This is a genomic window from Flavobacterium sp. CG_9.1, assembly GCF_015751645.1.
GTDB classification, from domain to species: domain Bacteria; phylum Bacteroidota; class Bacteroidia; order Flavobacteriales; family Flavobacteriaceae; genus Flavobacterium; species Flavobacterium xanthum.
Genome location: NZ_JADOVC010000002.1, coordinates 74,745 through 100,235, shown reverse-complemented (window position 1 = coordinate 100,235; position 25,491 = coordinate 74,745). Strand labels below are relative to the sequence as shown.

General features: G+C 33.9%; 23 protein-coding genes. 6 read left to right on the top strand and 17 right to left on the bottom strand.

The annotated features are described in order from the left end of the window. Positions 1–783: 783 nt before the first annotated feature. The 8 genes from rpe to IWX83_RS01605 all read right to left on the bottom strand — a co-directional run bounded on the left by rpe (position 784) and on the right by IWX83_RS01605 (position 8,176). Positions 784–1,446 carry a ribulose-phosphate 3-epimerase gene (rpe, locus tag IWX83_RS01640; RefSeq protein WP_196827196.1) on the bottom strand — a complete coding sequence of 221 codons (663 nt, stop codon included), beginning with the start codon at positions 1,444–1,446 and terminating at the stop codon, positions 784–786. A gap of 576 nt (positions 1,447–2,022) precedes the next feature. Next, the gene (locus IWX83_RS01635; RefSeq protein ID WP_007137700.1) at positions 2,023–2,886 is read right to left on the bottom strand and encodes an RNA polymerase sigma factor RpoD/SigA; all 864 of its coding nucleotides are present in this window, start codon (positions 2,884–2,886) and stop codon (positions 2,023–2,025) included. A gap of 298 nt (positions 2,887–3,184) precedes the next feature. Then, a complete protein-coding gene (locus IWX83_RS01630) occupies positions 3,185–3,811 on the bottom strand; it encodes a hypothetical protein (RefSeq protein ID WP_196827194.1) in 627 nt (208 codons plus the stop codon). Between the two features lie 173 nt (positions 3,812–3,984). Next, the gene (locus IWX83_RS01625) at positions 3,985–6,126 is read right to left on the bottom strand and encodes a polyribonucleotide nucleotidyltransferase (protein WP_196827192.1); all 2,142 of its coding nucleotides are present in this window, start codon (positions 6,124–6,126) and stop codon (positions 3,985–3,987) included. A gap of 237 nt (positions 6,127–6,363) precedes the next feature. Further along, positions 6,364–6,630 carry a 30S ribosomal protein S15 gene (gene rpsO, locus IWX83_RS01620; protein ID WP_066079886.1) on the bottom strand — a complete coding sequence of 89 codons (267 nt, stop codon included), beginning with the start codon at positions 6,628–6,630 and terminating at the stop codon, positions 6,364–6,366. A gap of 121 nt (positions 6,631–6,751) precedes the next feature. After that, positions 6,752–7,051 (bottom strand): energy transducer TonB, encoded by a 300-nt coding sequence (locus IWX83_RS01615; RefSeq protein WP_196827190.1) that lies wholly within the window; start codon positions 7,049–7,051, stop codon positions 6,752–6,754. Between the two features lie 70 nt (positions 7,052–7,121). Further along, the gene (locus tag IWX83_RS01610; protein ID WP_196827188.1) at positions 7,122–7,688 is read right to left on the bottom strand and encodes a hypothetical protein; all 567 of its coding nucleotides are present in this window, start codon (positions 7,686–7,688) and stop codon (positions 7,122–7,124) included. A 32-nt stretch (positions 7,689–7,720) separates the two neighbouring features. Beyond that, complete coding sequence (locus tag IWX83_RS01605; protein WP_196827186.1) at positions 7,721–8,176, bottom strand: GAF domain-containing protein; 456 nt, start codon at positions 8,174–8,176, stop codon at positions 7,721–7,723. Between the two features lie 75 nt (positions 8,177–8,251). Between IWX83_RS01605 and xrtF the strand changes: the two genes are divergently transcribed. From xrtF to IWX83_RS01580, 5 genes are all read left to right on the top strand, one after another. Further along, complete coding sequence (gene xrtF, locus IWX83_RS01600) at positions 8,252–8,800, top strand: exosortase family protein XrtF (RefSeq protein WP_196827184.1); 549 nt, start codon at positions 8,252–8,254, stop codon at positions 8,798–8,800. Further along, positions 8,778–9,221, top strand: coding sequence for an exosortase F system-associated protein (locus IWX83_RS01595; RefSeq protein WP_196827182.1), 444 nt, complete (start codon positions 8,778–8,780; stop codon positions 9,219–9,221). Before xrtF ends, IWX83_RS01595 begins: the two co-directional genes overlap by 23 nt. Positions 9,222–9,279: 58 nt before the next feature. Further along, positions 9,280–10,110: a restriction endonuclease gene (locus IWX83_RS01590; RefSeq protein ID WP_196827180.1), complete on the top strand. Its 831-nt coding sequence runs from the start codon at positions 9,280–9,282 to the stop codon at positions 10,108–10,110. 43 nt (positions 10,111–10,153) lie between these two features. Further along, entirely contained in the window at positions 10,154–11,509 is a 1,356-nt protein-coding gene (locus IWX83_RS01585; protein ID WP_196827178.1) for an MBL fold metallo-hydrolase RNA specificity domain-containing protein, read from the top strand. A 221-nt stretch (positions 11,510–11,730) separates the two neighbouring features. Beyond that, positions 11,731–12,411 (top strand): DedA family protein, encoded by a 681-nt coding sequence (locus IWX83_RS01580; RefSeq protein WP_073352721.1) that lies wholly within the window; start codon positions 11,731–11,733, stop codon positions 12,409–12,411. 74 nt (positions 12,412–12,485) lie between these two features. Here the strand turns inward: IWX83_RS01580 and IWX83_RS01575 are convergent, their stop codons facing one another. The 9 genes from IWX83_RS01575 to miaB form a co-directional block, all read right to left on the bottom strand. Further along, entirely contained in the window at positions 12,486–14,855 is a 2,370-nt protein-coding gene (locus tag IWX83_RS01575) for a hypothetical protein (protein ID WP_196827176.1), read from the bottom strand. A 175-nt stretch (positions 14,856–15,030) separates the two neighbouring features. Continuing rightward, a complete protein-coding gene (groL, locus tag IWX83_RS01570) occupies positions 15,031–16,659 on the bottom strand; it encodes a chaperonin GroEL (protein WP_196827174.1) in 1,629 nt (542 codons plus the stop codon). Between the two features lie 81 nt (positions 16,660–16,740). Beyond that, positions 16,741–17,016, bottom strand: coding sequence for a co-chaperone GroES (gene groES, locus IWX83_RS01565; RefSeq protein WP_007137725.1), 276 nt, complete (start codon positions 17,014–17,016; stop codon positions 16,741–16,743). Positions 17,017–17,156: 140 nt separating this feature from the next. Then, positions 17,157–17,486 carry a preprotein translocase subunit SecG gene (gene secG, locus IWX83_RS01560; protein WP_073352718.1) on the bottom strand — a complete coding sequence of 110 codons (330 nt, stop codon included), beginning with the start codon at positions 17,484–17,486 and terminating at the stop codon, positions 17,157–17,159. A 3-nt stretch (positions 17,487–17,489) separates the two neighbouring features. Beyond that, on the bottom strand, positions 17,490–18,341 hold the full coding sequence (locus IWX83_RS01555; RefSeq protein WP_073352717.1) for a tetratricopeptide repeat protein: 852 nt from the start codon (positions 18,339–18,341) through the stop codon (positions 17,490–17,492). 78 nt (positions 18,342–18,419) lie between these two features. Then, a complete protein-coding gene (locus IWX83_RS01550) occupies positions 18,420–18,923 on the bottom strand; it encodes an LptE family protein (RefSeq protein WP_073352716.1) in 504 nt (167 codons plus the stop codon). 97 nt (positions 18,924–19,020) lie between these two features. Next, positions 19,021–20,277 (bottom strand): sigma-54-dependent Fis family transcriptional regulator, encoded by a 1,257-nt coding sequence (locus tag IWX83_RS01545; RefSeq protein WP_196827172.1) that lies wholly within the window; start codon positions 20,275–20,277, stop codon positions 19,021–19,023. A gap of 49 nt (positions 20,278–20,326) precedes the next feature. Beyond that, complete coding sequence (locus IWX83_RS01540) at positions 20,327–20,716, bottom strand: GxxExxY protein (RefSeq protein ID WP_073352714.1); 390 nt, start codon at positions 20,714–20,716, stop codon at positions 20,327–20,329. A gap of 57 nt (positions 20,717–20,773) precedes the next feature. Next, positions 20,774–22,219: a tRNA (N6-isopentenyl adenosine(37)-C2)-methylthiotransferase MiaB gene (miaB, locus tag IWX83_RS01535; protein WP_196827170.1), complete on the bottom strand. Its 1,446-nt coding sequence runs from the start codon at positions 22,217–22,219 to the stop codon at positions 20,774–20,776. 671 nt (positions 22,220–22,890) lie between these two features. Between miaB and topA the strand changes: the two genes are divergently transcribed. Then, positions 22,891–25,422, top strand: a complete 2,532-nt coding sequence (topA, locus tag IWX83_RS01530; protein WP_073352712.1) for a type I DNA topoisomerase — start codon at positions 22,891–22,893, stop codon at positions 25,420–25,422. The last annotated feature ends 69 nt before the right edge of the window (positions 25,423–25,491 follow it).

The following is a 25,491-nucleotide window of genomic DNA, read 5'->3' as shown; positions in this document are numbered from 1 at the left end:
AAAGGAGCTACTGTTGTCATCAAAAATCTATTAAACAAACTTAAATTTCAACAAAAGTTCATCCTAAGACACACTGATTTTAACAATTAGGTAGTTGTCGTTTGGTTTGCAGAATTAATAAGGACAATAAAAAAGACAATGGTACTTGACACTATGATTAAAAAATTTTAGTTGTGTCTGGACCGTATTATTTCTCGGAGCAGTTTGAGGAATTGTACGGTTGTTTATTATTTTAAATAGCTGTGTTGGTGTAGACGTCAAATTTTATAAATTTAAACGGATCACTTATTAACTAAAAATAGCAGTTGGTGTACTTTGCACCTAGTAATATTTTTTTGAGGGATGGTCGGATAAAAACGGATAATCGAAGTGCTATTTTAAATAATCGCCTCTTTTTCTTTGTACGTTGAGCAGTTATGGATTTAATGACTTAGTCTGAAAAACAAGTGCGGATTACTAAGGTGTATTTTAATTTGTAATTATAAAAGCGGAACTATAATACAAGAGGAAAAAGGTCAACTACAGTCAATTAAAATTCAAAGTAAAGTGCTCAAAATCGACAAATTAAGTGTGGCAATAAAGAATTGGTAAGCCTTAATGAGACAGTTTTTGCGTGACTACTTGTTAAAAAATAGTCTTTTCAATGCCATTTACAGCTTTATCTATAGAGAAAAGATTTTTTAATATGACAGAGAGCAATCTATTATTTGATTAAGTCAAAATAGCATAAGTCCCGCTCTAATTCAAATCAGAGCGGAACTTTTTTATTGTAAACTTGTCTTTTTAGAAACTAGTAAGTTTCTTTAAATCTTGTATGGTTTGTGCTGGATTCTCGGCCTTAAAGACAAAGCTACCTGCAACCAAAACATCTGCTCCAGCTTCTACCAGTTGCTTTGCATTTTTGTTAGTAACACCACCATCCACTTCAATTAATGTCGATGCTCCTTTTCTGGTGATTAAAGCTTTTAGCTTTTCAACTTTAGCATAGGTGTTTTCAATAAAGGATTGTCCTCCAAAACCTGGATTTACGCTCATAATACAAACTAGGTCAATATCGTTGATTACGTCTTCCAACAGATCAATATTAGTATGAGGGTTTATGGCTACTCCAGCTTTCATTCCTTCAGATTTAATCGCTTGTAGCGTTCTGTGAAGATGTGTGCATGCTTCATAGTGTACGCTTAGTATGTTAGCGCCTAAATCAGCAAAAGTTTTGATATAACGATCTGGATCTACAATCATTAAATGTACATCAATCGTTTTTTTTGCATGTTTGTTAATCGCTTCCAGCACGGGCATACCATAAGAAATGTTAGGAACAAAAACGCCATCCATAATGTCAATATGAAACCAATCGGCTTGGCTGTTGTTGATCATTTCGATGTCGCGTTGCAGGTTTCCAAAATCGGCGGCTAATACGGATGGTGCGATAAGTGTGTTTTTCATTGTGTAGTTGTTTAATCTGTATTTATTTCAGATTCTTAAGTTGTTGTTTGTGCAAAAGTAGTTTTTTTTGCAGCAATTGGCGAAAGTTTTTTTGGGATGAAATTCGTATTTTATTCTGTAATTTGCGTAAGGGATTGAAGTGGAAATCCTTTTTATTTTTTTAAATAAAAAGATTGTAACGAAAAGCCCGACCCGAAGTGTTTACGGAGGGTTACGCCATATTGGTGAAAAGTGAAAAGTGAAAAGTGAAAAGTGAAAAGTGAAAAGAATTGAGATAGAAAAAATAGTACTTCAAACTTGATATTGAAAGCGGAATAGAGCGAAGCTAAACACTAGAGAAAAGTTTCGACTGATCAGTTTTTTATAAAAATAAAACCTCGGATACCCGATCCGCCGTGGCGGAGAACAGACTGAGGTTTTATTGATAAAAATAAAACCTCGGTAATCAGCCGAGGTTTCAATCATCAATCAAAAAACGAACAGTTAATCAGACCGTCGTTACTTTTATTAGTCCAAAGCCAAAAGTCATAGTGTTACTTAACGTTATGACTTTTGACTTTATGACTTGTAGCTATTTTATCCTAAATAAGTTTTTAGTATTTTGCTTCTAGAAGTATGTTTTAATCTGCGGATTGCTTTTTCCTTGATTTGACGCACGCGCTCCCGAGTTAGGTCGAAAGTTTCTCCAATTTCTTCTAAAGTCATCGGGTGTTGATCGCCAAGACCAAAGTACAAACGAACTACATCAGCTTCTCTCGGAGTCAATGTCTCTAAGGAACGCTCGATTTCAGTACGCAATGATTCGTGAATTAATTCTCTGTCTGGATTTGGAGATTCACCTGAACGTAAAACGTCATAAAGGTTAGAATCTTCTCCTTCTACAAGAGGTGCATCCATGGATAAGTGACGACCAGAGTTTTTCATAGACTCTTTAACATCATTTACGGTCATGTCCAATTCTTTTGCAATTTCCTCAGCAGATGGTGGACGCTCGTTAGATTGCTCTAATAAGGCATACATTTTGTTGATTTTATTGATAGATCCAATTTTGTTCAAAGGCAAACGAACGATACGAGATTGCTCAGCCAATGCTTGTAAGATCGATTGACGAATCCACCATACAGCATACGAAATGAATTTGAAACCACGGGTTTCATCAAAACGTTGTGCGGCTTTGATCAGTCCTAAATTTCCTTCGTTGATTAAATCAGGAAGTGTAAGTCCTTGATTTTGGTATTGTTTTGCTACCGAAACAACGAAACGTAAATTAGCTTTTGTCAATTTCTCTAAGGCTTTTTGATCCCCAGCTTTTATCTTTTGTGCTAATTCTACCTCTTCGTCAGCGGTAATAAGGTCAACTTTTCCAATTTCTTGTAAATATTTGTCTAATGATGCAGTTTCACGATTCGTTACCTGCTTGGTGATTTTAAGTTGTCTCATGTTTTTGTCTCCTCAATTTTTTAAGTGTACAAATAGTTATACGTATGAAGTTGCGTAAAAGTTACACTATTTCGAAAAGTTTTTTTTATTTTAGTATTTTGAGATTCTACATATGGGCATTGCCTGCGGCCCGGGCTATTCGCACTCGCTTTATTATTCCGCTGCGCTACACAATAAGAGGGCAAACAGTTGCTTCTATCCCTAATGCGGTCTATTGCTCTAACTATGTTTTGGTTTCAATTTCTTTATAATTTTAAAAATCTAGATATATGGATATCTTAGCTGGCAACCAAAATACTTATTTTAAATATCCTTGTTGTCTAATATTTTTATGATAGGCAACAATATTTTCAGGAATTTCACCATTTATTAGCCAGTTTACGTCTAAGCCATTATGAATAGCAGTTTTCATTAATAAAGAATTGTTACCTATTAACACTCCAAGCTTTTCCAAATCTTCTTTGAAATCTAAAAAATAATCTTCGTCAATTGCTTTTATCAAGATCAAAATTTTAAAAGCTCTTGCAATTACATAGATACACATCGTGTAAGCCTTTGCATAACTTTGGCTTTGGATTCTTTCATTGTTGAGCAGTAGGAGGTGGTTTAGCATTTTTATATTCAAGCTTATTTCGCCAAACTTGTCTTTAGTGATTTTTACGTGTTCACTTATATCACCGCTAACATAACGGGTGTCTTGAAGTAAATACCCAACAGAATAAAACCGCTCCGTAAAATGATTGATTTTATTAAGCATCAATTTTTCAAAGGCAATCCTTTTATCCTCGACCGTTTCTGTATCTACCAGTTCAAAATGGAGCCTGTTGGCAAGATCTAAATCTCTTTTTAGCAGCCTGAAAATTAATTTATCCTTTTCCGCGCTGGGTAACTCTTGTATCGCTTTTTTAAATTCTTTGGTAAACATATTTTACAAGTTAGAAGTGTAAATATAATAATTTGTGCTCTACTGAAACATTGTATTTTAATTTTTAAAGTGAAATCTCCAGCAAGCGGCGGCATTATAAAAATCGAAAACCCCAATTCAAATACATGAATTGGGGCTTTCTATAAATAAACCTTTAGTAAACTAAGATCTGATTACTCTCTTCTTTCCTCTCGTGGAGGTCTTGGCATAAGTGCTTTTCTTGACACTTTTTCTTTTCTTGTTTTCGGATCCATACCTAAGTATTTTACTTGGAAAACATCGCCCATGTTCACAACGTCAGAAACATTTTCTGTGCGTTCCCATGCAAGCTCAGATACGTGAAGCAATACTTCATTTCCTGGAGCTTCTAGGTATTCTACCACCGCACCAAAATCTAACATTTTGATTACTTTCACTTCGTAAGACTCATTCATTTGAGGTTTGAAAGTGATGGATTTGATTTTAGCCAATACAGCTTCAATTCCAGCAGGATCAGTTCCTAAAATTTCGATAACTCCTTCTTCCGTAGTTGGATCTTCATTGATAACAATTGTCGTTCCTGTTGTTTTTTGTAATTCTTGAATCACTTTTCCACCAGGTCCGATCAATGCGCCAATAAACGCATTAGGAATTCTTCTTGTAATAATTTTTGGAGCGTATGCTTTAACGTCTTCTTTAGGTGATGCTAAAGTTTCGATTAATTTCCCAAGGATATGCAAACGACCATCACGAGCTTGCGCCAATGCTGCTTCCATAATCTCGTATTTCAATCCGTCAATCTTTATGTCCATTTGGCAAGCTGTAATTCCTTCTGCAGTTCCAGTTACTTTAAAATCCATATCGCCTAAGTGATCTTCATCACCAAGAATATCAGACAATACAGCATAACGATCTCCATCAGTAATTAATCCCATTGCAATTCCAGAAACGGGACGAATCATTTGGATACCAGCATCCATTAATGCTAATGTTCCAGCACAAACGGTTGCCATAGAAGAAGAACCGTTAGATTCTAATACTTCAGATACAACGCGGATTGTGTAAGGACAATCAGTAGGAATCATGTTTTTCAACGCTCTTTGCGCTAAGTTTCCGTGACCAACTTCTCTTCTTGAAGTTCCTCTTAAAGGACGAGCTTCACCAGTTGAGAAAGGAGGGAAGTTATAGTGTAAGTAAAAACGCTCTTCTCCTTGTTGAGATGGAGAATCAATTTGGTTTGCTTCTCTAGACGTTCCTAAAGTGGCTGTTGCCAAGGCTTGAGTTTCTCCACGTGTAAACAATGCAGATCCGTGTACCGATGGAAGATAATCTACTTCACACCAAATATCTCTAATTTCTGTAGTTTTTCTTCCGTCTAAACGTGTTCCTAAATCTAGGGTTACGTTCCGAACTGCTTCTTTGTTAGTTTTGTAAAAATATTTAGAAACTAAATCACCATTTTCAGCTAATTCTTCTTCTGTGAATAATGTTTTTACTTCTTCTTTTACTTCTGCAAATGCAGCTGTACGCTCTTGTTTAGAAGAACCTTTGCTAGCAATAGCGTAAATTTTATCGTAAGAGGCGTCTTTTACTTTTGTGTAAATAGCTTCATCTTCTCTTTCTCCTTCGTAAGTACGAGTTTCTTTTTTACCAAAAGCAGCTTGTAAACGCAGTTGAGCAGCAATTTGATTTTTGATGTGTTCGTGTGCGAATTTGATTGCTTCCAACATTTCTGCTTCCGAAATCTCTTTCATTTCACCTTCTACCATGGCAATAGAATCCATAGAGGCGCCAATCATCATATCGATATCTGATACTTCTAATTGAGCACGTGATGGGTTGATGATGAATTTTCCGTCAACTCTACCAACTCTAGCCTCAGATATTAATGTTTCGAAAGGAATGTCAGACAGTGCTAAAGCTGCTGATGCTGCTAAACCTGCTAATGCATCTGGCATTACATCATCGTCATGAGACATTAATTGAATCATCACCTGAACTTCAGCGTGGTAATCATCTGGGAAAAGCGGACGCAATACTCGGTCAACTAAACGCATGGTTAATACTTCGTTATCACTTGGTCTTGCTTCTCTTTTGAAGAAACCACCAGGAAAACGTCCTGCTGCAGCAAATTTTTCACGATAATCTACCGTAAGTGGAAGAAAATCGATACCAGGACTTGCTTTTCTTGAAGACACTACTGTTCCTAAAATAACAGTTTTGCCTATTCTTACTACTACAGATCCATCCGCTTGTTTGGCTAAACGACCTGTCTCGATTGTGATGTTTCTGCCATCACCTAAATCGATACTTTCTACAAATAATTTTGGAATCATAAATTTAATTTATAAGTTAAACATGGGTTCTAGTTGTGTTGTAGTTGTTGTTTTGCGTAGTTAATGCCTAAAACCCAATGAAAAACCAAACTTTTTTTTATTTGTCATTTACGAAATGGTAAAGACTTTATGGAGGAGTATTGATTCTAATCCCTTTTGTGTCAGGATCGAAATAGAATTTTTAGACTCTAAATTATAAAATAAAAAAGAGGCACTTTCGCACCTCTTTTATATTGATTATTTTCTGATATTCAATACTTTGATAATTTCACGGTATCTGTTGATTTCTGTTTTCTTCAAGTAATCCAACAAAGACCTTCTTTTACCTACTAGCAATACTAATGAACGCTCTGTATTGTAATCGTGACGATTTTTTTTCAAGTGCTCCGTTAAATGGCTAATTCTGAAAGTGAACAAAGCAATTTGAGCTTCTGATTTTCCAGTGTTTGTTTTTTCTCCGTGTTTAGCGAAGATTTCTTCTTTAATCTCTTTAGTTAAATACATTCCAATATTTGTTTAATGATTTTTATGTATGTCATACATCTATTATACAACGGGTGCAAAAGTAATTAATAATTGTGAAATATGAGCCAATAAATCATGATTATTTTTATTTGGTTCTTTTTTATTTGACCCCAGATAACAAAATAGGTATTGAATACAGTACTTTAACATTTTGCCCTCTTTGTAGTCTTGGCTTCCATTTGCCATAACTACGAATTACTCTAATGGCTTCTTGATCTAAAATTTCAAATACTGATTTGATGTTTTTTAGTTCAACAATTTCTCCATCTTTTTCAATAACAAAAGTAGTTATAATTTTTCCTTTCATATTCTCATAAACTCTAGGTACGTTAAAGTTTTTGCCAATGTGTTTATAAAAGTCTTTGATTCCTTTTAAGGGTTCGGGTCTGACCTCTAACATAGTGTATTTGTACTCTTTGTTGTGTTCATCTTTACTTACTCCAGAAATGATTTCTCCTTTATTATATTCCTCATGTATAGTGAATTTTTTTGTTGTACGTTCCTGTCCAAGTTCCTTCTTTTAATCCGTTTTTAATTTCTCCTGAATCAAATCCATCTTCTGTCTTGTCCTCATAATAGCCGTTTCCATTACTAACGGTTTGTTTTCCTTCTGGATTCCAAAAATTTTTTGTTTCATATGTGGATGAAAAACCATCTTTTGACTCAAAATATTCACCTTCGGATTTTTTTAAACCACTTTCATGCCACTTCTCGTCCTTGCCTAATAGTCTAGATTTATAATAATTTGTTTTGTTTTTTTTATTCCCGTTTTTATAATAAAATACAAACTCTCCTTCTTTTTCAAATCCATCTTCTGTTTTGGAACTTCCTTCCATTTGTAAAATACCAGATTCATAGTAATCTTTGATATGATAGAGCTCATTTGTAGTGCCATCTGAATTAATTATCCTATAATATTTATGGCTACCTTCTTTTGTCTCGTTCCATAAAGAATCTAGGTATATTTTTTTTTCAGTGTTATGCTGCGCTAGTAATGCAATAGGGATTAATAGTATGCTTAGTAATAAAGATTTCATAAAATAGAGGTTGTTCATTATAAAAATGTTTTTTAGTACAATTTAGCAACTTCCTGATTAACAAATTCCAAGAATTTTTCATCCTCTTTAGTAAATGGGTCTATTACATGACTGTCAATATCTATTTGTCCTATGTTTTCGCCATTTACAAATAAAGGGACAACAATTTCAGATTTTACGGTAAAACTACAAGCAATATAATTGTCTTGCGCTGCAACATCAGGCACGACAAAGTTTTCGTTTGAAACTGCCACTTGTCCACAAATTCCTTTTCCAAAAGGAATTACGGTATGATCCGTTTCGGCTCCTACATAAGGGCCTAGGTGTAATGTTTTCGCTTGGTGATTGGCAAAATAAAATCCAACCCAGTTGTAGTACGAGATGGAGTCGCTAAGCAATTGACAAATTGACAATAGTTTTTCGTCTCTAGATTGTATTGTATTTAAAGTGATTTCGGTTACTTTTGGTTGTAATTCTTGAAATGTCATATTTTTACTTTTTATTTATGCAAAAGTATTTAAAGCCCGTTTCAAAAATTGCATAAATTTGTTAAAAAATAGATTTTGAAAAAATATTTTACTCTCTACAAGCCGTTTTTGCTTTTTCTAGGCACTTTTTTTTTGACCTATATAGTATTGACTTTTTTGTATCAGCGCTATCTCAATGGTTTTGAAGAAAATAGAATAGATGCTATTACCACAATGGTGAGTTATAATACACAATGGGTCCTGCAATTATTTAATGATCAATCTTTCATTGAGGAAAGTGCTACACATCCTTATATGAAGTTGTTTTTTAATGATAAATATGTTGCTCGTATTGTCGAAGGCTGTAATGCGAATAGTGTGATTATTTTGTTTGTTTCATTTGTGATATCCTTTTCAGGAAAGCTAAAAACAACCTTCTTTTTTATTTTTGGCGGATGCCTACTTATTTATGTGTTGAATGTTTTAAGAATTGCAGCTTTAAGTGCGCTGATTTTTTATTTTCCAAAACAAGAGCCGTTTTTGCATGGAGTCCTTTTTCCTTTGTATATTTATGGTGTAGTTTTTATTTTGTGGTTAATTTGGGTTCGTAAATTTTCAAGATATGCTTCAAAATATACTAAATAATAAGCTGAGACTAGTACAATTCCTCTTTTTGGTTTTATTATTAGTACTCATTCGTGCTTTTGAGAATCAGTTATTTTATGATCCTTTTTTAGATTTCTTCAAAAAGGATTTTGCTAAATTAAGGTTGCCAAGTTTCAATTCATTCCAATTGTTTTTAGGATTATTATTTCGTTACACATTAAATACCACCCTTTCATTAGGTATTATTTACGTGCTTTTCAAAGAAGTAATGATGGTTAAGTTTGCTTTTGTTCTGTATTATTTTCTTTTTATGATTCTAATTGTTTCTTTTTTCTATATCATTTTCTTTACTCGTGAAAACCATAACTGGATTCTTTTTTATATTCGTCGGTTTTTGATTCAGCCTGTTTTTTTATTATTGTTTGTTCCTGGATTTTATTACCAAAAAGGAAATAGATAGTCTTTTTTGCCTATCTTTAATATTGGTTTAAGCATTTGTATATCAAATTATTGTCAATATGAAAATAGTAAAACATTCAGGAGATATTGTCGAATTTAATCCGGATAAACTTAAAAAATCACTTCTAAAGTCTGGTGCTAGTGCTCTAGAAGTAGACTCGATTTTGCATGCTATAAAAAAACAAATGTTTGAGGGAATTGCTACGAAACAAATCTATAAAATGGCTTTTTCATTATTAAAAAAAGGAGCTAATGCTCATGCGGCTCGTTATAATCTAAGAGAAGCCATTCGCTTGCTGGGTCCAGCAGGCTTTTTCTTTGAAAAATACATTGCGCGACTTTTTGGATCGGAACATTATACTACCATTACCAATTTGACTTTACAAGGAAAATGTGTTTCACATGAAATAGATGTTTTGGTCAAAAAAAATGAAACTATCTCCATGGTTGAATGCAAGTATCATGCTGGTAGAGATGTTGCCTCAGATGTAAAAGTTCCGATGTATATTCTGTCCCGTTTTAATGACATTAAGGAAAGGAGTCATCCCATTTTTGATAGAAAAGACATGGTCTCTAAATGTTGGATTGTCACCAACAACCGGTTTACAGCAGACGCAATCACTTTTGCTAAATGCTCAGGATTAAATTTGTTGAGTTGGAATTATCCTGAAGATAACAATTTGAAAACTAAGAATGATAGCAATTCCCTTTATCCCGTAACCTGCTTAACGACATTGTCTATCGCTGAAAAAGATAAATTATTAATCTTGGATGTTATTTTAGTAAAAGAAATTATAAACAATTCAGAATGTTTAAATAGAATCGGATTGAGTCCAAATCGGATGAAAAACGTTTTAAAAGAAGCGTCAGAATTATGCAGGTATATTTAGAAGAAATGATTATTGAGAGTGTTAAATTTTAAATTCAAATCAAATGAAAGTTAAATTTATAGGTGGAGCGGGAACCGTAACTGGTTCTAAAACATTAATAGAAAGCAATGGGATTCGGATTTTGATTGATTGTGGATTATTCCAAGGATTAAAACCTCTACGGGAGCTTAATTGGGATCCGTTGCCAGTTTTACCTTCCACCATAGATTTTGTCTTGTTGACTCATGGTCATTTAGATCATTGTGGGTGGTTGCCTAGGCTAGTCAATCAGGGTTTTAAGGGGAAGATATATTGCACCAGTCCCACAAAAGACATAACGAAATTAATCCTTTTAGATAGCGCTAAAATTCAGGAAGAAGAAGCCAGTAAAGCCAATGAGGGCAAATATTCTAAACATGAAGTTGCCGAGCCACTTTATAAAGTTGAACAAGCCGAAAAAGTTTTTCCGTTGTTTAGAGTGATCAAAATTCAGGAGCCTATCGCTTTAGATGCTGAAATTGAAGCTATTTTTACTAATGCGGGACATATTTTAGGTGCTTGCAGTATTGCTTTGACTCTTGAAAATAAAACATTAGTTTTCTCGGGAGATATTGGTCGGGATGATGATGTGTTGATGTATCCGCCAACTAAACCTAATAATGCCAATTATGTTTTTCTTGAAAGCACCTATGGCAATCGGATTCATCCTAAAACGGACACTAAATTAGAACTAGAAATGTATATCAATAATACGGTTAATAAAGGCGGAACGATTATTATTCCGAGTTTTGCCGTAGAGCGTGCCCAAACCATCATGTATTTGTTATGGCAACTCAGGGAGGAAGATAGAATTCCAAATATCCCCTATATCATTGATACACCAATGGGTATTAATGCCCTAAATATTTTTTCCAATAATCCAAAATGGCATAAATTATCGTTAGAGGAATGTGCTGAAATGAGTAAAATGTTTTCTTTAGTTTCTGATTATCAAGAAACAATGGAGTTAATACTAGATGATCGTCCTAAGGTGGTTATTGCTGCTAGTGGAATGGTTACCGGTGGAAGAGTTTTGAGTTATCTGGAACATTATATTGGTCTTCCGGAAACTACGTTGATTATTGTAGGGTATCAAGCCGAAGGAACACGTGGAAGAAAATTACTCGAAGGGGCAAAAGAAATTAAAATTCATGGGCAATATTATCCGGTAAAAGCAAAAATATTAGAAATACAGGGGTTGTCAGCACATGGAGATCAAAAAGATTTGTTGAATTGGTTGTCAGAATTGGAGAATAAACCAACCAGAGTGTTTTTAGTTCATGGTGAAAATGAGCCATTAGATGAACTCCGCATAAAAGTACAGGAAAAATATGGTTTTGATTGTAAAGTTCCATTGATGGGGCAAGAATTTGAATTGTGATATTGCTTGCTTAAAGAAGTATGCCTGTCAGTAGAAGTAGTTTTGTGAAAAAAGAGGCAATTTTGTAGGTGTATTTTACAAATTTAAATTTCTTGTACATTTCTAAAATTGAGTTACAGTATTAACCGTTAATAAAACTTTAAAATAGCGACATAAATTGTGGTTAAGATATATTATCCGTACTTTCACACACGAATAATTTTAGCATAAAACACCGTAGAATGAACGATTTTGATTGGAAGAATTTAATTGACCCACTTTTTTATATTCATTTTGATGTTAATGGAATTAAGTTGGGGATTTATATAGTTTTATTTATTGTATTTGCTGAAACAGGTCTTTTTGCGGGTTTCTTTTTACCAGGAGATAGTTTGTTGTTTTTAGCAGGAATTTATAGCCGGGAATTAATAGAAAATATTTTATTTATTAATAATGACTTTCTTAATGTTGTCCTTTTATCAACATTTGTAGCGTTGTCTGGAATTTTAGGAAACGTTGTTGGGTATTGGTTTGGTTCAAAAAGTGGATACTATTTGTATAATAAACAGGATAGTTTTTGGTTCAAGAGAAAGTACTTAGTTCAATCCAAAGATTTTTTCGAAAAATACGGTGGAAAAGCAATCATCTTTGCTCGTTTTCTTCCAATATTTAGAACTTTTGCACCTATTGTAGCTGGAATTGTATCCATGGACAAACAAAAATTTATGTTCTATAATGTTCTAAGTTCATTCATCTGGTCTTTTACGTTAATTTTTGCCGGACATTATTTATATGGTTTCTTGCTTGATAATTATCAAATTGATTTGAAAGAGCATATTGAATTAATTGTATTAGCTTTAGTAGGAATTACTGTTTTACCCGTAATTTACAAGTTTAGTAAAAAATCGAAAGTTCAAGAATAAATCTAATTTAAAAATCAAAAATGCCCCCAATTAGTGTAGAGAACTATTTGGGGGCATTTTAGTGTTGCTTAGTTTTACTGTAATTGAGCCACCTTTTCTTCATGGAAAATTTGTCCGTCTGTAGTCATACCTTCAATGATAATTTTGCAGTTTTTTTTGTTATAATCTAGAATATCAAATGTGAAATTACCATTTGAATCTGAAATTGTTTTTGTAAACCAACTAATTATGCCAAAATTATTAAAACCATTACTAGAAGCACCGGCGTAATCTAAATTTTGAAAAGTACTACTTTTTGAAAACGCATCTTTTACAAAAAACGAATTTGGATTTGGTTTTTTGGAGTAAGCATTTTGTTGTTTTTTGGTGTAAATTCTAATTATTCCAAGATTATTGTTAATGCTAGGCACTATAGCTAGAGAATTAATATAGATTTCATCAAGTTCATCCATTTTTATAAATTCAAGTTCTTGATAATCAAAGTAGAGTTGCCTATTATCAATATAAACAATAGGTGTGGGTAGTTGTGCTACACCAGGCAATCTAGTATATATATTTATCTTGCCAATGGTTCGATCTACCTTGAACCCATTTGCTTCTATAAAATTTAAAATACTTGAAAAGTTGTTGGTACTATCAATTTTATGACCACGAAGCATTCTGTTTGAAAGAATTTTGTTATATCTTAATTGTTTTTTTTTATTTTTTGATACAACTTCTTGAAGTTGAATTATTTTTTCCTTAAAGTCTGGTAAATCAAGATTTACGGTTTTAATAGTGTCATTTTCTGAATTGCAGTTCTCTTTATTAAGACCAGTAAATGCCTTATTATAGGGTTTTTTTCTATTGACAATTTGTATCGCTAATTTTGCATCAACATATTCAAAATTTGGTAGTTTATGTAAGGATAAATTAACATAAGTAGAATCTGTTAAAAGTAGATTTTGGAATTCGAAAGTACCATTTTCTGTGACATCTGCTGATGCCATTATGAATTCTTTACTGCTTACTAGTTTTACTTTATGAAATGATTTACTTTTAAGTGGGTTAGCCATTGTTCCTTTTAAATTAATTCCAATGTCAAAAGAATAATCTGCAGTAGGTGGTTGCAGTTTCATGTATTCCCAATCATATTTTAGGCTTTCTTGATTCAGTAGAGCCAAATCTAATTCGTAATATTTTAATCTATTTAAATCATTTAAATAATAATTAGAATTTAGAAGAGTTGTCTTTATATAAGGGTTGATAGTCAATCCTGCAATGATAGAATTGTTGTCGTCGATACTTTTCGTTTCTGTAGGTAAAACAGAAATACTGATCATATTATTAGCTGCATTGGAGAATGCGGCAAGTTTTATAGTGTCTTCCTGTTGGTTATTTTTTATAACATCATAATTATTTTTTGCAATGGGACTAATGTATATTTGTCTTCCAGACCATTGTCTTAATTCATTATCAATTATTCTGATGGTATTAATTCCTGGATTTAGATCTGTATTATTGACAACAATTATTTGCTCTAAGTCATTAGGATTAATGTTTAACGGTTGAACGATGTAATTTTGGTCTTGATGAATGACTAAATTTAATCCACTTGATTGTAAACTATTGAAACTAGATTTATTTGTTTTTACTTTGATTGTAGTTTTGTTTTCTAGCATGAAGGAACTTGCTTCAATAGCTACGCCTATTAAATTAGCAGAGGGCATATTATTTTCGATAATTTTGTCTTCATATTTCACTACTACTTTTAGTACTTCTGTAGTTGGGATTGTGAAAAATTTCCCGAAGCCAAAATTATTTAATTTGACGGTTTGCAAAGCCTCTCCTTTGCTATTTTGTATAGTTGCTTCAAGATTTATAGGTGTATTATTATTGCAGTCTTTTACTTGTATCCCAATGGTAGTTGAAACTCCGCTAATAAGATTTTTTCCTTCTGGATTTAGGTAAATTTTAAGTGTTTCTTTAACTATTTTTTTTGTGTTGCGAATGCCTTGGTCTGGATTGATTATGTTTACTTTTACCAAAGTAGATTCGTTTTCTGTAAAGTTATTCATCCAGTTAGTATATACTTGTATGTAATAGTTTCCAGAATCCAGATTGGGGTCAAGTTTAATTTGACCCGAAAAAACACCATTATCAGCAAATACTAATTTTTCAGAGAGTTGTTTTCCATTCTCGTCAAATAGTAGTACAAAAACATTGGAAGTGTAAAATGGTTTAGTAGTCTTTCTATTAACTATGTATCCTTGATACCATATAGTCTCTTCGCTTAAGAATGTTGATTTATTTACATGAATATGGATTGCTTCTCTATCTAATTTAAAATAATTTTCAAGAACAGCACCAATCTTTGATTTGACGGTTTCTTCATTAGGCTGGCTAAAAATAACCGAAGAAACTAATAAAGTAACGAGTAGAAAAAAATGCTTTGGTTTTGTCATAAAAACAGGTTGTCTTAGTTGCTAATTTAGTAGTAAAAGTATGAAATTAATTCACTAATCCAATTTTAATTGTACAGGCAAAAAAAAATGAGCCCGAAATACAATCGAGCTCATTTTCTTTAAAAAATCTAAATATTTTTGGTTTATTTTAAATTTTAATCTAAAGGAAGTGATATTACATCATTCCTGGCATACCGCCACCCATTGGGTTTCCGCCACCATTATCTTCTTTGATATCAATCAATGCACATTCAGTAGTCAAGATCATTCCAGCCACCGAAGCAGCATTTTCTAATGCTACACGAGTTACTTTCTTCGGATCTATGATTCCTGCAGCAAGCATATCTACATATTCATCTGTTTTAGCATTGTATCCAAAATCTCCTGAACCTTCAGCCACCTTTGCAACAACAACAGAACCCTCAAGACCTGCATTTTCAACAATAGTTCTCAATGGAGATTCAATGGCACGAGATACAATTTGAATTCCTGTTGCTTCGTCAGCATTGTCTGCTTTAATTGCGCTAAGTGCAAGTTTAGCTCTTAAAAGTGCAACACCACCACCAGCAACAATTCCTTCTTCTACAGCAGCGCGAGTAGCGTGAAGTGCATCGTCAACTCTGTCTTTTTTCTCTTTCATTTCCACTTCAGAAGCAGCTCCAACATAAAGTACAGCAACTCCACCAGCTAATTTAGCCAAACGCTCTTGTAACTTTTCTTTGTCATAATCAGAAGTAGTAGCTTCCATTTGACCTTTGATTTGGTTGACACGGTTTTTGATTATATCTGCTTCGCCAGCACCACTTACAATTGTCGTGTTGTCTTTATCGATAGTCACTTTTTTAGCCGTACCTAACATTTCGATAGTGGTATTCTCCAAAGTATATCCTCTTTCTTCTGAAATTACCGTTCCTCCAGTTAAAATAGCGATATCCTCCAACATAGCTTTTCTTCTATCGCCAAAACCAGGTGCTTTTACAGCAGCGATTTTCAATGCTCCACGTAATTTGTTTACTACTAATGTAGACAATGCTTCACCATCTACGTCTTCAGCGATAATCAATAATGGTTTTCCAGATTGTGCAACTGGTTCTAAAACCGGTAACAACTCTTTTAGAGAAGAAACTTTTTTATCGTACAAAAGGATGTAAGGGTTTTCCAACTCTACTTCCATTTTTTCTGAATTGGTAACAAAATAAGGAGAAAGATATCCTCTGTCAAACTGCATACCTTCTACAACATCAACATAAGTATCTGTTCCTTTAGCTTCTTCAACGGTGATTACTCCTTCTTTTCCTACTTTTGCGAAAGCAGTAGCAATTAGTTCTCCAATTACTTCGTCATTATTAGCTGAAATAGAGGCGATTTGTTTGATTTTTTTAGAATCACTTCCTACTACTTTAGCTTGTTTCGCTAAATCAGCAACAATAGCTTCAACTGCTTTGTCAATACCACGTTTTAAATCCATAGGATTTGCTCCAGCAGCAACGTTTTTCAAACCTTCTTTTACTATAGCTTGCGCCAAAACAGTTGCAGTTGTGGTTCCGTCTCCAGCTAAATCATTGGTTTTAGAAGCAACTTCCTTTACCATTTGAGCACCCATATTTTCCAATGGATCCTTTAATTCTATTTCTTTTGCGACAGTAACACCATCTTTAGTAACCGTTGGTCCACCAAAAGCTTTTCCAATAATTACATTACGACCTTTTGGTCCAAGAGTTACTTTTACTGCATTTGCTAATGCATCTACACCGCGTTTTAATCCGTCACGTGCCTCAATATCAAATTTTATATCTTTTGCCATTTTAATTTTTGTTTAATGTTTAAAATTGTTTTTGTTCAACGATTAGGATTCTAACTTAAAACCCGAAACTTGAAACAAAATTTAAATAATTGCAAGAATATCGTCTTCACGCATGATCAAATAATCTTTTCCTTCTAGTTTCAATTCAGTTCCAGCATATTTTCCGTAAAGTACAGAATCTCCAATTTTCACTGTCATCGTATGTTCTTTTGTACCATTTCCAACTGCCACAACAGTTCCTTTTTGTGGTTTTTCTTTGGCTGTATCTGGAATAAAAATCCCTGACGCAGTTTTTGTCTCAGCTGCGACTGGTTCGATAAGAACTCTGTCTGAAAGTGGTTTGATGTTTAAAGCCATGATTTTATGTTTTTAGTATTATTTAATATATTAAAAGAATAAGATTTCAGAAATTATGCCAGCCTATGATAACTGACACATTTTCTTATAAAAAATGCCAGCTTTGACAAGCTGGCATTTTTAAAATAGGAAATGTATTTTTATTTTGCTGGATTTGTTGCAGCTGGTGTGTTTTGAATTGGGGCTACTGGTGCAGTTGTAGTTGTATTGTCAATGATTTTAGAATCAGTATCACTCAAAGTTCCAGTAAAGCTTAAGCTTGAAAGAAGAATAAGTGCAATAAGTATAGTTGCTAATGTCCAAGTGCTTTTGTCTAGAAAGTCAGTTGTTTTTTGTACGCCACCTAACATCTGAGAACCACCTATTGTAGAAGATAATCCACCACCTTTAGGGTTTTGAACCATGATAACTACGATTAATAGAAAACAAACGATAGTTATTAAAACTAAAAAAATTGAAAATGTGCTCATTGTTTAATTATTATTATGTTGTAAAATCTTAATATCCGATATGCGGTCCGCAAAGAAACTACTTTTTTCTGGATATTTCAAAATTAATATTTCATATGCTTGAATCGCTTTTTGATATTTTTTTTGTTCCAAGTAGACACGGGCTAAAGTCTCTGTCATCAAATAAGAATTATCAGCCGCATTTAGATCAAAAGTAACGGTAGAAGGCACGCCGTGCTTTACAGGTGAAATTTTCGGACTTGTTTCGATAAACTTATCTATTAATTCTATTTTTTTTCTTTTATCAGCATCTATAATAGGAGCTAGTTGATTTTTAGGGTCCTCAATTTCTCTATTGATAGGTTCCGTGCGGGACAGTTGTAGCCATTCTTGAAAGGAATGTTGTTCCTTTTTCGAAAAGTCTAATGGTTTTCCAATAGCGAGTTTTTCTTCAACTGATTTTGAATAAACTTCAGTTTCTACTGGTGCAGCTTCTTTTATTGAAGTCAGAATAGAGTGTTCTAACGAGTTTATTTTAATTTCTGATTTTCCTTCCGGAATAAGAATTTCGCTATCTACCACTTGGATTTCTAGAATTTCTAGTGCTTTTCTATCGTATAAACTTTTATGTATAGAAGTAAAGGTATCCGAAGTGATGAAGTCAAATAATATGGATCTGTCCGTGGTATGCGCTGCTGTTCTTTTTAAAGCAGTATTGTATCTGTAACTGTTTTGATTGTACAATCCTTTTAATTGAATCGCCCTAGCACTTTGAAAATAAGGAAATTCATTTAATACTATTTCTAAAGCTTCCGTTTGCTTTTCATGGATTGCATCGGGTTTGTTAATCAAATAGGTATAATCGGTTACATTCATTGTTTTGTATTTAATTGCCGTCTTATTTAACTGCTTAATTGAGTGAACAAAAAAACAGTTAAACAAACGAACTTCAATTTACCATTTAGCTAATGATTCATTAAAAATATCTTGTGTTATTCGTTCAAAAATTTCTTTTAAAGCAGCATTTAATGTGGCTCCCGTTAATTGCTGTTCTGCTGGATAATCAAAGAAAAAGGTAAATGGTTTTTCAAAATCATCAGTTTCTTTTTTCTTATTGGTAAAACGTACGTTTATCCGAATCGTTAATCTATTTTGAGCGGCCCTTTGATCTGCCGTTGCCGTCATTGGACTAACTCTATAATCTATGATTTCTCCCTCATAAGTTAAATCAGCACCGTTTTTGACTAAATTTAAATTCGTTTGATTCTGGATTAAATCTTGTAATTCTAATGTGAATGTTCGATCAATTCCAGGCTCAATTAACTCCGCATTATTTTGAAAAAATCCAACTTGAAAAGTTTCTGCGTCAATTTTTCCAGTTCCGGTAAAGTTATAAACCGAGCAACTATTGATGCTCAAAATAATTATTGAAAGGAGAATTAGTTTTATATGTTTCATTTTCTAATTTAAAAATTTCTTGGTCAGTTCTAAAGGTTGGGTCAAATATATTCATTTTCAATCAAACCACTTCCCACTTCGTGTCTTTATGAAAAAGCTACAAATCAAATTGCTTTATTTTACGATACAACGTCCTTTCTGAAATACCTAGTTCATCGGCGGCAGCTTTTCGTTTTCCTTTATTTTTTTCTAATGATTTTTTTATCATTTCAATTTCTTTTTGCTCTAAACGCAATGTTTCTTCTTCCTCAATTGTTTCTGCAAAAAGATAATTATCATCATTCTCTTGGTATGCGTCTTCAGTATTTTGGGAAGCGATTAAGGCAGATCTTGGCTCTTCTTCAAAATCGATTTCACTATCATTTTCTTTGGAGCCGTATATTTTTTTAATCAAATTCTGATTGGTCTCTTGTACTTTTAAACTTCCGTTTTGAATCAGTTCCAGCGTTAGTTTTTTTAAATCATTCAAGTCACTTTTCATGTCAAAAAGAACTTTGTACAAGATTTCCCTTTCGGTGCTAAAATCACTTTCACTCTTTTTGTCTTTAATGACAGAAGGTAAATTACTTCCTTGTACTGGCAAATAGGATTGCAGGGTTACTGAGGAGATGTCTCTATTGGTTTCTAAAACCGAAATCTGTTCTGCTACATTTCGTAATTGTCTAATGTTTCCGCTCCAACGAAATTTCTGCAATAATTGAACTGCATTTTCGTCTAGTTTCAAAGGAGGCATTTTATATTTATGTGCAAAATCAGCAACAAATTTTCGAAACAATAAATGAATGTCATCTTTACGATCGCGTAATGGTGGTAAAGTAATGTCTACCGTACTTAAACGATAATACAAATCCTCACGAAACTTTCCTTTTTCAATGGCATCGAATAAATTAACATTGGTAGCAGCCACAATTCGGACATCTGTTTTTTGAACCTGTGAAGAACCCACTTTTATAAATTCTCCATTTTCGAGAACACGTAACAAACGCACTTGCGTAGTAAGGGGTAGTTCGCCTACTTCATCTAGAAATATAGTTCCGCCGTCAGCTACTTCAAAATAGCCTTCGCGCGTATTTGTTGCACCAGTAAAAGCGCCTTTTTCATGTCCAAAAAGCTCACTGTCAATCGTTCCTTCAGGAATGGCGCCGCAGTTTACGGCAATATATTTCCCGTGTTTTCTATGGGAAAGCGAGTGAATAATTCTAGGGATATTCTCTTTCCCTACACCGCTTTCTCCCGCTACTAATACCGTAATGTCAGTAGGAGCAACCTGAATTGCTTTTTCTATTGCACGATTAAGTTTTGGGTCATTCCCAATAATCTCAAATCGTTGTTTTATAGCTTGAACTGTATCCATGTTTTATTTCTCAACCACAAATTACACAAATTTTCGCAAATTTATAATTTTATGTATTTATTAATCTTTTGTGAACTAACGATTTATTTTGAAAGTTTGCTATTATTCCAATGGGAGTGTCGGCTAATTTCATATAATTTAATGTTTGTGCAAGATGATCATTATTGATTTCTTTTATTGATTTTACTTCTAAAATAATATCACTATAAATGACAAAGTCGGCATAAAATTTATGAGGCAAAATAATTCCTTTGTATTCCACATTGTACTCTTTTTCTCTTTCATATGGAATATTATGGTTTCTGAATTCTATTTCTAAGGCATCTTTATAAACAATTTCAAGTAAACCAGGTCCGAGTATTCTGTGTACTTCCATACAAAGGCCAACTATTTCATAGTTTTCATTTTTTTTATAATAATACTCATTAGACTCGGTCATGTTCGATGTTTTAGTTGAATTAATTTGTAAAAATTTGCGTAATTTGTGGTTAAAAAATCAATTCATTTCACTCAAACCAACTGCTTCTCCTTTCAAAGTTCCGCTGGTACAGGAAGTAATTCTCACATTCACAAAATTACCAATCTTGTAATTCTCCTTTGGAAAAACCACTGTGATACTTTGGGAATTTCTTCCTGAAAACTCTTCCGTTGATTTTTTGGAAACTTTCTCTACTAATACTTCTACGGTTTGACCAATGAATTCTTCACTGCGGAACCAAGCGTGTTTTTGTTGTAAATCGACAATTTCTTGTAATCTTCTGGCTTTCGTTTCTTCGGGTACATCGTCTTCCATTTTTCGTCCTGCTAAAGTTCCCGGACGTTCCGAATACGAATACATATAACCAAAATTATACTTCACATAGTCCATCAAACTCAAGGTGTCTTGATGATCTTCCTCTGTTTCTGTTGGAAAACCTGAAATCATATCTTGCGAAATCGACCCGTTTGGGATAATTCTTCTTATTTTATCGATCAAAGTCATGTATTCTTCACGCGTATGCAAACGATTCATCTCCTTCAGAATTCTGTTACTACCTGATTGTACTGGTAAATGAATGTGTTTGCAAATATTGGGATGTTTGGCAATCACATGCAAAACACTTTCGTGCATGTCCTGCGGATTAGAGGTTGAAAATCGAATTCTCATTTTAGGAAAACCAACGGCTACCATTTCGAGTAATTGGTCAAAATCTACTGCTGTAGCTTTTTGCATTTCTGATGCTGTTGCAAAATCTTTTTTCAAACCGCCCCCATACCAAAGGAAACTATCTACGTTTTGTCCCAAAAGCGTAATTTCTTTAAAACCTTTGTTCCACAAATCTTGAATTTCGGTCATGATACTTTGCGGTTCACGGCTGCGTTCACGTCCGCGAGTAAAAGGCACCACGCAAAAAGTACACATATTATCACAACCACGCGTGATAGAAACCAAAGCCGTAATTCCGTTACTCATCAATCGAACCGGCGAAATATCTCCGTAGGTCTCATCTTTTGATAAAATTACGTTTATTGCATCACGTCCTTCCTCGACTTCAGCGAGTAAATTTGGTAAATCTTTATACGCATCTGGCCCCACAACGAGATCCACTATTTTTTCTTCTTCCAGGAATTTGTCTTTCAATCGTTCAGCCATACAGCCCAAAACGCCGACTTTCATTTTTGGATTAATGCGTTTCACCGCATTGTATTTTTCTAAACGTTTCCGAATAGTTTGCTCAGCCTTGTCCCGAATAGAACACGTATTGACCAGAACTAAATCGGCTTCTTCTAGAATTTGTGTCGTATTGTATCCATTCCCTGATAAAATAGAAGCTACAATTTCACTATCCGAAAAATTCATCGCACAGCCGTAACTTTCTATAAAAAGTTTTTTAGTATTCTCGGGTTTATTCTCTAAAATTAAGCTTTCGCCTTGTTTGCTTTCTTCAATAATCTTCTCCATGGGGTAATTTAAAGTGCAAAGATAAGTGAATTCCAATAAATATGACAAGATGTCAGACTAAGAATTAACATTGTTTTAAAGTTTTAGTTACCCAACTCAGTGCAGTCGAAGTAAGGAGCTATTTCCCGCTTTCCGTTACAATCTTTTTGTTTTTTAAGAAAAAAATAAAAAGGATTTCCACTACAATCGGGGCTAAGCAGTTGTGTATTTCAGCTATTTTTTATGGGTATTAAATATTTTAATGTCTCATTTGGATATAGCTTTTTCTATTGATTTGAAAAAGATTGAGGAAAATTATAAACAAGAACTTGAGTACACCGTTGGACGTAGCATTATTTTTAAACATTATCTTCAAAATTATAGAAGCTTACATAAAAGTTGATTGTAAGCGTTAGTTGTCGCATTATTCAACCTTTTTTTTATCCTTAAATAGGATGGATTGAAAGTTACCTAAAGCCTTGGAGCCTCATTGTTAAAATGAGTGCTCAGTTATAAATTTTCACTATCTTATCGGTCGCAATTGTAACTCGATTAAACAATATAATTGTGAAAATGGAATTCAATTGCAATCATCTAGAGGCTGTATTTCAACGAGGAATTTGACTTTTAAAATTTAAAAAACTTAAAATTTAAAAAAATCATATACTTTTGCCGACATAAACAATCGGGATATGGCAAAGAATTTAGTTATAGTGGAGTCACCTGCAAAGGCGAAAACAATCGAAAAATTTTTAGGAAGTGATTTTCAGGTAGAGTCAAGTTATGGACATATTGCCGATTTACCATCCAAAGAAATTGGAGTAGATGTCGAAAATGGTTTCAAACCTAAATACGAAGTTTCTGCTGATAAAAAAGCGTTGGTTACTAAATTAAAAGGACTAGCTAAAAAAGCTGAAATGGTTTGGTTAGCAAGTGATGAGGATCGCGAGGGTGAGGCTATTTCTTGGCATTTAGCCGAAGAATTAAAATTAGATAAAACTAAAACAAAGCGTATTGTTTTTCATGAAATTACCAAAACCGCAATCCTAAAAGCGATTGATAATCCACGAGAAATCGATTATAATTTAGTCAATGCGCAACAAGCCCGTCGGGTTTTAGACCGATTAGTGGGTTATGAATTATCGCCTGTATTGTGGAGAAAAATAAAAGGAGGGCTTTCTGCTGGTCGTGTACAATCGGTTTCAGTACGTTTGATTGTAGAGCGAGAAAGAGAAATTCAAAACTTCAAGGCTATCGCGAGTTATTCTGTTATTGCCGAGTTTACTAACGAAGGTGGAAAGTCATTCAAAGCAAAATTGCCTAAAAATTTCAATACTAAAAAAGAAGCTGAAGATTTTTTAAATAAAAATATAGGTTCCACATATAAGGTAGCCGACTTAGAAACTAAGCCTACCAAAAAAACACCAACAGGCCCTTTTACCACTTCGACTTTACAACAAGAAGCAGCCAGAAAATTGTATTTACCTGTTGGAATTACCATGCAATTAGCACAACGTTTGTACGAAGCGGGACTCATTACATATATGAGAACGGATAGTGTGAATTTATCTAAAGATGCGATGGAAGCTGCTCAAGCAGAAATCATCAAATCCTACGGAAAAGAATTTTCTAAGCCTCGAACTTTTGTCAATAAAAGTAAAGGAGCTCAAGAAGCGCACGAGGCCATTCGTCCAACGGATATGTCCCGTCATACCGTTGATATTGATAGAGATCAAGCGCGATTGTATGATTTGATATGGAAAAGAACCTTGGCTTCGCAAATGAGTGATGCACAATTAGAGCGTACTAACGTGAAAATTGAAGCAAATAATCACGGGGAAATTTTTACGGCCTCAGGAGAAGTTTTGCTTTTTGAAGGATTTTTAAAAGTATACTTAGAAGGTCATGATGACGATGAAGAAGAGCAAGAAGGTATGTTACCAGCGATGAAAGTCAATGAAAAATTGCAGAATAATTACATCACAGCTACGGAGCGATATTCTCGAGCTGCAGCAAGATATACTGAAGCTTCTTTGGTAAAAAAACTAGAGGAATTAGGAATTGGCCGTCCGTCTACCTATGCTCCAACGATTTCTACCATTATAAACAGGAATTATGTGGAGAAAGGAAATCTTGATGGACAAGAAAGAAATTATACACAACTGACATTGCAGTCTGGAAAAGTAGGTGAAAAGTTGCTTAAAGAAAATACGGGTTCAGACAAAGGAAAATTAGTTCCAACAGATATCGGAACCATCGTAACGGATTTCTTGGTTAAAAATTTTGGAAACATCTTGGACTATAATTTCACTGCTAAAGTGGAACAGGATTTTGATGAAATTGCCGATGGAAATATCGTTTGGACAACAATGATGAAGGAATTCTATGATAAGTTTCATCCAAATGTAAAAGACGTAGAGGCTAATGCAGAGCGAGAAAGTGGAGAGAGAATTTTAGGAACAGATCCAAAAACAGGAAAGCCGGTTTCGGTACGTTTAGGAAAATTTGGACCCATGGCTCAAATTGGAGCTCCAGATGATGAAGAGAAAAAATTTGCCAGCTTAATGAGCGATCAAAATATTGGGAACATTACTTTGGAGGAAACGCTGAATTTATTTTTGTTGCCAAAAAATCTTGGAAACTATCAAGAAGAAGAAGTAGAGGTAAGCAATGGCCGTTATGGTCCTTACATTCGTCATGGTGCAGCCTTTGTTTCCTTGCCTAAGGGAGAAAATCCCTTAGACGTAGATTTTGATAGAGCCAAACAATTAATTGATGAAAAAGCACTTGCTGATGCTCCAATTGCGGTTTACAAAGGCGAAGGAGTTCAAAAAGGAGTAGGTCGTTTTGGTCCTTTTATCAAATGGGACGGTGTGTTTATCAATGTGAGTAAAAAATATGATTTTGATAATTTGTCGCAGCAGGATATTGAAGCTTTGATTGAAGACAAATTGCAGAAAAATATTGATAAGGTTTTACATAATTGGGAGGAAGAAGGAATTTTGGTGGAAAAAGCTCGCTGGGGACGCTCCGTCATTACCAAAGGCAAAATCAAAATTGAATTGAGTAAAGAGGTAGATGCAACAAAGTTGACCCTAGCCGAAGTTCAGGAAATGATAGCTAAGAAAACTCCAGCTAAAAAAGTGGCGGCAAAAAAGGCTCCAGTTAAGAAAGCAGTTGCTAAGAAAGCAGTCGTAAAGAAAGCAGTTGCAAAAAAGAAATAACACACTCTTAATTCATAACAACCTTGACTGCTGAAATTTTGCAATGTCCCGAAATTTGAGCAGGAGAGA

Excerpts from the sequence above, each read along its gene's own strand:
- IWX83_RS01555 (WP_073352717.1), bottom strand. The coding sequence starts at position 18,341 with ATGAATGTAACCGATTATACCTATTTGATTAACAAACCCGATGCAATC.
- IWX83_RS01610 (WP_196827188.1), bottom strand. The coding sequence starts at position 7,688 with ATGAAATCTTTATTACTAAGCATACTATTAATCCCTATTGCATTACTA.
- rpsO (WP_066079886.1), bottom strand. The coding sequence starts at position 6,630 with ATGTATTTAACTAAAGAGATTAAAGAAGAAATCTTCGCTAAACACGGA.
- rpe (WP_196827196.1), bottom strand. The coding sequence starts at position 1,446 with ATGAAAAACACACTTATCGCACCATCCGTATTAGCCGCCGATTTTGGA.
- IWX83_RS01590 (WP_196827180.1), top strand. The coding sequence starts at position 9,280 with ATGAAAATAGTAAAACATTCAGGAGATATTGTCGAATTTAATCCGGAT.
- IWX83_RS01605 (WP_196827186.1), bottom strand. The coding sequence starts at position 8,176 with ATGACATTTCAAGAATTACAACCAAAAGTAACCGAAATCACTTTAAAT.
- groES (WP_007137725.1), bottom strand. The coding sequence starts at position 17,016 with ATGGCTTTAAACATCAAACCACTTTCAGACAGAGTTCTTATCGAACCA.
- topA (WP_073352712.1), top strand. The coding sequence starts at position 22,891 with ATGGCAAAGAATTTAGTTATAGTGGAGTCACCTGCAAAGGCGAAAACA.
- secG (WP_073352718.1), bottom strand. The coding sequence starts at position 17,486 with ATGAGCACATTTTCAATTTTTTTAGTTTTAATAACTATCGTTTGTTTT.
- miaB (WP_196827170.1), bottom strand. The coding sequence starts at position 22,219 with ATGGAGAAGATTATTGAAGAAAGCAAACAAGGCGAAAGCTTAATTTTA.
- groL (WP_196827174.1), bottom strand. The coding sequence starts at position 16,659 with ATGGCAAAAGATATAAAATTTGATATTGAGGCACGTGACGGATTAAAA.
- IWX83_RS01625 (WP_196827192.1), bottom strand. The coding sequence starts at position 6,126 with ATGATTCCAAAATTATTTGTAGAAAGTATCGATTTAGGTGATGGCAGA.
- IWX83_RS01545 (WP_196827172.1), bottom strand. The coding sequence starts at position 20,277 with ATGGATACAGTTCAAGCTATAAAACAACGATTTGAGATTATTGGGAAT.
- IWX83_RS01615 (WP_196827190.1), bottom strand. The coding sequence starts at position 7,051 with ATGTTAGAGGTCAGACCCGAACCCTTAAAAGGAATCAAAGACTTTTAT.
- IWX83_RS01595 (WP_196827182.1), top strand. The coding sequence starts at position 8,778 with ATGCTTCAAAATATACTAAATAATAAGCTGAGACTAGTACAATTCCTC.
- IWX83_RS01585 (WP_196827178.1), top strand. The coding sequence starts at position 10,154 with ATGAAAGTTAAATTTATAGGTGGAGCGGGAACCGTAACTGGTTCTAAA.
- IWX83_RS01550 (WP_073352716.1), bottom strand. The coding sequence starts at position 18,923 with ATGAAACATATAAAACTAATTCTCCTTTCAATAATTATTTTGAGCATC.
- IWX83_RS01575 (WP_196827176.1), bottom strand. The coding sequence starts at position 14,855 with ATGACAAAACCAAAGCATTTTTTTCTACTCGTTACTTTATTAGTTTCT.
- IWX83_RS01580 (WP_073352721.1), top strand. The coding sequence starts at position 11,731 with ATGAACGATTTTGATTGGAAGAATTTAATTGACCCACTTTTTTATATT.
- IWX83_RS01630 (WP_196827194.1), bottom strand. The coding sequence starts at position 3,811 with ATGTTTACCAAAGAATTTAAAAAAGCGATACAAGAGTTACCCAGCGCG.
- IWX83_RS01540 (WP_073352714.1), bottom strand. The coding sequence starts at position 20,716 with ATGACCGAGTCTAATGAGTATTATTATAAAAAAAATGAAAACTATGAA.
- IWX83_RS01635 (WP_007137700.1), bottom strand. The coding sequence starts at position 2,886 with ATGAGACAACTTAAAATCACCAAGCAGGTAACGAATCGTGAAACTGCA.